This is a genomic window from Nitrososphaera sp., assembly GCA_039938515.1.
Classification (GTDB): domain Archaea; phylum Thermoproteota; class Nitrososphaeria; order Nitrososphaerales; family Nitrososphaeraceae; genus Nitrososphaera.
In genome coordinates this window covers 1-7,159 of the sequence record JBDUUL010000002.1, presented here as the reverse complement: position 1 = coordinate 7,159, position 7,159 = coordinate 1, and the positions used below count along the sequence as shown (strand labels likewise).

Below are 7,159 nucleotides of genomic sequence, written 5' to 3'. Positions count from 1 at the left end.
ATAAGCTTTTTAGAATGAAATTCTGACGTCAATAGTTAAGTAAAAATGTAAAAAAAGGGACGGCTCGGATACTTTCTTAACCTTCTTCCCAGCCCTTGCTGAAGACACCGTTCTTGTGGAGTGCCACTGGTTGGCCTGCGGTATATTCCATTGGCCTCATCCAAAAGATCGCATGTGTCGGGCAGACACCTACGCAGGCGCCGTCTGAGATGCATCTTTCTGGATAGAACACAAAGGCCTTACCTCTCTTCCACCCTTCAACTGGCTTTACTCTCAGTACATCCGGACCAAGGGCAGTGCAAATCTCTACGCAGAGCGCACAGCCTATACATCTTTGCTCATCTACGTCTGGAAGTATAGCAATTGGCATCTATAATTCACTTAGCGATGTAACTAGTCTGAAAGTATTTAAACTCTATGCATATTTCAAAACGCTGTTATAACATCCGTTCGCAAACGCGGAAATTCAAAATGACTCAGGTTCAATTGGCTAAAAAGAGAAAAAGAGGAAGTAAGAAAATCTTACTTGTTCATTCTGAGAACGTCGACTTGGCCGCTGTGTAGCCAGTCCTTCAGCTCCTCGTGTGTTGGCTTGGCATCGTGCTTGCCGGCCAAGTGAAGGTGCAGAAGAACATAGTTAACCTGGTTGAGCAACGGCTTGTTAGCCTCGTCACCCTTGCGAGCCTTTGTCTTCAGATCAGTTGGAACGGTTCTCCACCAGTCTTCAAATTTTCTAACCATAGTCCCACCTTAACGATCGGAACTTAATAAGCCTTTTGGGTTTTTTCCAACGCTGTTATGTCTTAGACAGTCGAGAATTTCAACAAAGGCCTCCTGCAAGTGAAATTATAGGTGGGTATTGCCGGAGCGAACGCATGCCGTTTGCCCTTCAAGACCTGCTAAAGGCTCGCAGGGCCTATTTGGAATTTCTGCAATCGCACGACAAAGGGGGGCTTCATTCCCGCTACATATTCCCGTTCTTTGCCGGGTCTTATTTTGCCTACAGAAAGCTTGACGTTTTGCGGATAGTTGCGGTCGCACGAGCGGTCGGGAAAAAGTACGTCGACTTTGGCTGCGGCCACGGGGACTTTCTGGCAAGGGTGCGGGAATTCATTCCGGAAGCCCGGGGTGTGGAAGCGCAGGAGGCGATATTTTCGCTCATTCAGGCCCCAAAGCCGGATTATATCGAGATCTCTCCGGTGGAGCTTTTTGATGAAAGAACAGATGTCGCTTTTGTAGGCTGGATGGAGCCGGGGCAGGATTTCAGGCGCCAGGTCTCAAAGAACGCCAGCTGCATCATAACCACTTTTGACGCCGGCGGGCAGTGTGGAGTAAATGGCGCCTGCGAGTACGACGAGTTTGGCTTCATACCCATAGCCACTTGGAGAACTCCATCATGGATCGACGTCAACGCCGAGCTCATGAACAGGTATTACACTCCGGGCCTCAGCGACGAGGCAAAGAAGCGACTTGCCTCGGTACGGACCGCGCACAACTTGTGGCACGTCTATGCCAGAAAAGACTTTGCAGGAACCGTTCGGGATGTATTGCACAGGCATGTCCAAAATGAGCAGGATGAAATTCAACGGCTGGAGCCGTATGACTTTGAAAGGATACTGGACGAATGCGGGTTCGGCTACATGGAAGAGCTTGCAGGCCTCACGCGGGATAGAAAGCTCTGGCAGGCAAGGTTCGAGTATTGAGATGCCGTTTGTACTGCAGGACTTGCTAAGCGCCAGAGAGTCTCTGGAGCGCTACCGGGAGAAAGCCGTGTCAGCCCATCACGAAAGGTTCAGCTTTCCATTCTTTTGCGGCACGTATTTTGCATACAGAAGGGCCGATGTGCTTCGGGTGGCCGCAATCGCAAAGGCAGTGTCCAACGACCCGAGCTACCTGGATGTCGGCTGCGGCTATGGCGACTTTCTCGGAAAGGTCAGGGAATATCTTCCCCGTGCCAGGGGGCTTGAGATAGACAGCTCGATATTCTACGGTCTAGGCGCTGCAAAACCAGAGTACATAGACACAGGCGACGCGAGATGGCTTGCGAGTGATGGAAGGAAATACGATGCTGTGTTCGTAGGCTGGATGGAGCCGGGGCAGGACTATAGAGACGCCGTTTCAAAGATAACCGATGTTATTATCACCACGCTTGACCAGGGCATCAGCCTGGCGGCAGAGTTTGACGGGCACGGCTTTGAGCGGGTCGCATGGTGGCGGACGCCCAGCTGGGAAGACGTAAACACGGAGCTCATGAATTCATACTATACGCGCGAGCTTGCGGAGGACAAGTCTAAAAGAGCGCAGCTGCACTCCCAGCGCGGTGCCCACAACCTGTGGTATGTCTACTCTCGTCCGCCCCTCAGGCAAAAGATAGTCTCTGCGCTTCAGGAGCAGCTCCGGATAGAGGCCGCAGGTCCCAACGGAGGCTACGAATTTGAGGAGGTTCTAGATGAATGCGGCTTTTCATACGGCGAGCGCCTGAAAGGCGGAGAGGAATTATGGAAGATATTTTTCGGGTGACGGGCGAAAAAGGCAAGATTTAAAGCGCCTCAAGAGATTTTTTGGTTGTCTAACAATTGAAAGTCAAGGTTCTAGGGGCCGCCAAGGAAGTAGGCCGCTCGGCGTTTTTAGTAAACTGCAACAGCACAAACATACTCATGGACTATGGCGTCCTGCTAAAGCGGGAGCCGATTTTTCCGATGCACGTCAAGCCAAAGGAAGTGGACGCAGTGGTCATAACCCACGCACACCTCGACCATTCCGGCTTTGTTCCGTCTCTCTATCTGTCCGGCTCTACGGAGATTCCCGCTATCGGCACGCTTCCCACTTTTGAGCTCAGCGAGCTTCTTCTGGAGGACATGATCAAGATTTCTGGCTTTTACCTGCCGTTTGAGTACGTCGACGTCATGACCATGCTCAAGAATTCAAAGAACCTCGAATACCGCCAGCCGTACATGGTAAACAACGACGTCAAGGTCACGCTCCATGAATCCGGCCACGTGGTCGGCGGAAGCACCGTCATAGTAGAGCATGAGGGCAAAAAGATCTTTTACACCGGCGACATCAACACCCGCGGCTCAAAGCTTCTGAGGCCGGCGGACCTTGACTTTGGCGAGATAGACCTCATGATCATAGAGAGCACCTATTCGCAAAACGAGCAGCAGCCGCGCGAGCAGGCTGAAAAGGCGCTTGTCGAGTTCGCATACGAGGTAATCGAGCGGGGCGGGACGCTCTTTGTCCCTTCATTTTCAGTAGAGCGGGCCCAGGAAATCGCCTGCGTGCTTGAGGCCTATGATTTCAAGCACAAGGTAGTCATGGACGGCATGGCGCTCAAGGCAAACGAAATCATGGGCCGCCACCCAAAGTTCCTCCGGGACGCAGAGATGTTCAAGCGCGCGGTCGGCGAGGCCGAATGGATAAGCGGCTGGAGCAGGCGCAAAAAAGTCGTCAAAGAACCCTGCGTGATAATCTCGCCGGCAGGCATGCTGGTCGGGGGATCGGCAGTATTTTACACCCAGCAGATTGCCACCAGCGACAAGAACGGCATCGCCCTCGTGTCGTATCAGGGCGAAGGCACGCCCGGCAGGCAGCTGCTTGACAAGCGCGTTGCAGTCTTTGACGGCAGGCCGACCAAGTGCTATGCCGACGTAAAGCGCTTCGAGTTCTCGGGGCACAACAGCCGTTCGGAGCTTTTTGAAATCCTGGACAGGGTAAAGGGCAACCCCCAGGTCCTCACTGTCCACGGCGACGGGCCTTCCTGCACAAGGTTTGCAGAGGAGATAAAGGAAAAGTACGGGTACGAGGCCAAGGCGCCGGAGCAGGGAGAGGAAATAGAGGTCACTTGATAATCAAAAATACAGACCCCTACAAGCTCAAGCGTTGCGTGTCCTGCAAGAAGGACATTGCACTAAACGAGAGGTACTTTACTTACCCGCTCTCTCTCCAGCAGGTGTGCCTTCAGTGCGCAGAAAAAGAAATACCAAAGACCATAGAAACGCTTCAGAAAGACCTGGAAAAGATAAGGCAGGAAAGCCAGCCTGGCAGACTATGAGCTGATAAGGCGCGTATTAACCGAGCTGCTCTCAATTGAGCCGACCTTGCTTCCCGGGTTCACATAGGTATAGCCGCTCTTTGTAATGACCTTGCCGTGGACTGTTCCAAAGATTTCAACGTCGCCGGACTCGTTTTCAAGGTTGCCGCGGATTATGCCGAGGACCCTGCAGCTTCCTTTTCTCACATGGACGTTGCCAAGGACCTTTCCCTTTAGTTCCAGATGGCCGTGGTTTAAGATAAGGTCCCCGAACACCTCGCCTATCATAAGGGTGTCCTCAAAGACAGTGATTGAACCTGTCCTCTTGCCATCCAGTATTTTCAAGGGTTGCCTCCCTAGCTGGCTCGGGAAAGTGAATCATTAGCAGTGGTGTTATACAACGTGAACCATGTGGTTAAATTCAAGTTATTCCGGGTGCTCCACTTTTTTCCATACGGTCCTGCCGCGATGATCCATAAGCTCTATCGAGCGGGCGAGCAGCGCGTTCCGGATATCGTCGGCTTCTTTGAACTTGCGCTCTGAGCGAAGCCTGTTGCGGTCCGCAATTTGCCTTTCGATATCCTCGACCTCGGTTTTTTCGGGCATCACCAGACGCAGGCCAAACACATCCATCATCGAACTGTAAGCGGGCAGAACTGCGTCTGCGATGTCGCGGGTTAGTTTGTCAGACGCTGCCATCTGGTTTATCCTTGTGACGAATTTCATAAACTCTGTCGTCGCCAGCGCGGTGTTGAGGTCGTCGTCCATGGCGTTTCTAAAGGCCTGCAGCGATTCTGCCGCCATCCTGCCTGCCTGCTCAGCCGCCTCTTTGGAAGCGGCCCCGGCTGCCGCAAAGAGCTCAAAACCGCATGTCTCTATCTGGCGCCACCTCTGCACAGATTCCTGCAAAAGCTCGTCGGTGTAATCAAGTGGCTTTGAATAGTGCACAGAGAGGCAGTAGAGACGGAGCGAGTTTGTGCCCCACCTCGCAAGCGCGCTTTGTATGGTGACAATGTTGCCAAGCGACTTGGACATCTTTTGCGAGTTTATCGTTACCATGCCGGAGTGCATCCAGATTCTGGCAAAGGGCTTTCCCGTATAGGCCTCAGACTGGGCGATTTCGTTTTCATGGTGCGGAAACACCAGGTCGTGGCCGCCGCCGTGGATCTCAAAAGTGTCGCCAAGGTACTTGAGGGCCATTGCAGAGCACTCGATGTGCCAGCCGGGCCGGCCCTTTCCCCAGGGGCTGTCCCAGACGGGAGGCTCCGAGTAAAACTTCCAGAGGGCAAAGTCGAGAGGGTCTTCCTTTGTCGCGTCTACTTCTATTCGAGCGCCCGACTCTAATTCCTCGATGGGCTTTCTTGAGAGCTTGCCGTAGCCGGGGAACGACCTCACGCGGAAATAGACCCCGTTCAGTGTGACGTACGCGTGGCCCTTCTTTACGAGGCCGTCTATTAGCTCTGTCATTTCCCGGATGTGCTCGGTTGCCTTTGGAAATGCGTCGGCGTCAAGGACGTTTAGCCTCCTAAAGTCGTCCATGTACCTTGCAATGTACCTGGACGAAATCTCGCCGGCAGGCTTGCTCTCACTCTTGGCCCTGTTGATTATCTTGTCGTCGACGTCGGTAAAGTTCTGGACAAAGTAGACGCCAAGCCCCTTTGATTGCAGGTAACGCCGGAGCGTGTCAAAAACGATAATCGTCCGGGCATGGCCAATGTGAGATTCGTCGTAGACAGTCACGCCGCAGACGTACATCCTCACGGCCTGCTTTGCAGACGGCTCGAGCTCGTCGAGCTGGCGCGAAAGCGTGTTGTACAGTTTCACTGGAAATGGCTCACGGCCTCATATTCACACATCGATAAAAATATCGTCGCCCTTGACGTCGACCTTGTAGGTAGTTAGCTTCACGCCCTTCATGTAGTCTAAAAGCTCGCCTGTCCGGATGTTGTAATGCCAGGAGTGCAGCGGGCACTCTACCACTTCACCTTCGACCTTGCCGGGAGCAAGTGACCCGTCCTGGTGGCGGCATAGAGCCTCGATAGCGTAATAGCGTCCCTTGGATAGAAAGAGCGCGACCCTGGTTCCGTTGACGTTGAGCTCCTTGCCAGCGTTTTCCCGGATCTCGCCCTTGCTTGCGACCTTTAAAAGTGCCAAACAAAAGCTGAGGTGAATCTGCAATATAAAATGCTATTCAAAGAAATAGCAGTCGTGTTTCGAGTATAGACTAAAGACAACTTTTGTCGCTCAGTGAGTCGGGCAAATGCAAAATCACATTAAGCGAGTATGTTAGATTCCTTAAATATGGCACTGAAAACCATGAATACCGAGCCATAATGGTTCAAAACAAGATACTCTTTCTATTTGCCAACCCTCAGGGCACACAACAGCTTGACCAGGACAAGGAGTATACGGCGGTCAGAGACGGCGTTTTGTCTGCTCGGTTTAGAAACGATTTTGAGCTTGACCAGCTGCGTCAGGTTTCTCTTTCAAGGCTTAGAAGCGAACTTTCAGAATTCCAGCCGCAAATTGTGCACTTTTCAGGACACGGCACCGAGGACGGCATCCTCTTGTTCCAAGATAAAACCGACGGAGCTGCAGAATGGGCTCCAACGGAGGCAATAGCAGATCTGTTCAGAATCCACAATGCTGACAAAAGTCGAACCTCTGATAAAAAAATTCGACTTGTAATTCTCAGCGCTTGCTACTCGGACGCACTTGCACAAAAGCTTAAACAGTTTGTGGATTTTGTAATCGGCATGAAAAACGCAGTTCTCGATACTGTGGCGATTGATTTTGCAAAGGAATTCTACAGCCAACTCGCTTATGGAAGTAGCGTGCAGACCGCCTTTGAGAGCGGCAAGAATGCAATAGCAGTCGCCAAAATATCTGGCCAGGAGATACCAGAACTGCAAACCACAAAAGACGCATCGTCGATTTCATTCGCAGGGGATGGCTCGGACGGAAGCTCTAACGGTGGTTCAGAACAAACTCCCTTTCTCGACTCGCTCAGGCAGCAGCTGGCAATACATCAGCGAAACCTCCAGGACTACAATATTGAATTGGCTAGTTACGGCGGCAGAGACGTACCGGTAAAGCTTCTACGCGACATAGATTACACAAAGGAGCAGA

General features: G+C 52.1%; 10 protein-coding genes. 5 read left to right on the top strand and 5 right to left on the bottom strand.

The window, feature by feature from the left end:
- Nucleotides 1–76 precede the first annotated feature (76 nt).
- Nucleotides 77–370, bottom strand: a complete 294-nt coding sequence (locus ABI361_02645) for a 4Fe-4S binding protein (GenBank protein ID MEO9319550.1) — start codon at nt 368–370, stop codon at nt 77–79.
- A 152-nt stretch (nt 371–522) separates the two neighbouring features.
- Nucleotides 523–741 (bottom strand): hypothetical protein, encoded by a 219-nt coding sequence (locus ABI361_02640; protein MEO9319549.1) that lies wholly within the window; start codon nt 739–741, stop codon nt 523–525.
- A 134-nt stretch (nt 742–875) separates the two neighbouring features.
- Between ABI361_02640 and ABI361_02635 the strand changes: the two genes are divergently transcribed.
- Genes ABI361_02635 through ABI361_02620 form a run of 4 tightly spaced genes read left to right on the top strand, consistent with a single transcriptional unit; the run spans nt 876 to nt 4,051 of the window.
- Nucleotides 876–1,703 carry a hypothetical protein gene (locus ABI361_02635; GenBank protein MEO9319548.1) on the top strand — a complete coding sequence of 276 codons (828 nt, stop codon included), beginning with the start codon at nt 876–878 and terminating at the stop codon, nt 1,701–1,703.
- Nucleotides 1,606–2,520, top strand: a complete 915-nt coding sequence (locus tag ABI361_02630) for a hypothetical protein (GenBank protein MEO9319547.1) — start codon at nt 1,606–1,608, stop codon at nt 2,518–2,520. Before ABI361_02635 ends, ABI361_02630 begins: the two co-directional genes overlap by 98 nt.
- 56 nt (nt 2,521–2,576) lie before the next feature.
- Nucleotides 2,577–3,845 carry an MBL fold metallo-hydrolase RNA specificity domain-containing protein gene (locus tag ABI361_02625; protein ID MEO9319546.1) on the top strand — a complete coding sequence of 423 codons (1,269 nt, stop codon included), beginning with the start codon at nt 2,577–2,579 and terminating at the stop codon, nt 3,843–3,845.
- Nucleotides 3,842–4,051: a hypothetical protein gene (locus ABI361_02620; GenBank protein MEO9319545.1), complete on the top strand. Its 210-nt coding sequence runs from the start codon at nt 3,842–3,844 to the stop codon at nt 4,049–4,051. Before ABI361_02625 ends, ABI361_02620 begins: the two co-directional genes overlap by 4 nt.
- Here the strand turns inward: ABI361_02620 and ABI361_02615 are convergent.
- The 3 genes from ABI361_02615 to ABI361_02605 form a co-directional block, all read right to left on the bottom strand.
- Nucleotides 4,046–4,375, bottom strand: coding sequence for a hypothetical protein (locus tag ABI361_02615; GenBank protein ID MEO9319544.1), 330 nt, complete (start codon nt 4,373–4,375; stop codon nt 4,046–4,048). The genes ABI361_02620 and ABI361_02615 overlap by 6 nt on opposite strands.
- An 81-nt stretch (nt 4,376–4,456) precedes the next feature.
- Entirely contained in the window at nt 4,457–5,854 is a 1,398-nt protein-coding gene (gene cysS, locus ABI361_02610) for a cysteine--tRNA ligase (GenBank protein MEO9319543.1), read from the bottom strand.
- 24 nt (nt 5,855–5,878) lie between these two features.
- Entirely contained in the window at nt 5,879–6,184 is a 306-nt protein-coding gene (locus ABI361_02605) for a Rieske 2Fe-2S domain-containing protein (GenBank protein ID MEO9319542.1), read from the bottom strand.
- Nucleotides 6,185–6,363: 179 nt separating this feature from the next.
- Here ABI361_02605 and ABI361_02600 point away from each other — a divergent pair.
- Nucleotides 6,364–7,159, top strand: a 796-nt coding sequence (locus ABI361_02600) for a CHAT domain-containing protein (protein MEO9319541.1), incomplete at its 3' end; no start/stop codon positions are given.

Bases quoted from the DNA above. Each gene is read 5' to 3' on its own strand.
- ABI361_02645 (MEO9319550.1), bottom strand. From the start codon at position 370: ATGCCAATTGCTATACTTCCAGACGTAGATGAGCAAAGATGTATAGGC.
- ABI361_02640 (MEO9319549.1), bottom strand. From the start codon at position 741: ATGGTTAGAAAATTTGAAGACTGGTGGAGAACCGTTCCAACTGATCTG.
- ABI361_02635 (MEO9319548.1), top strand. From the start codon at position 876: ATGCCGTTTGCCCTTCAAGACCTGCTAAAGGCTCGCAGGGCCTATTTG.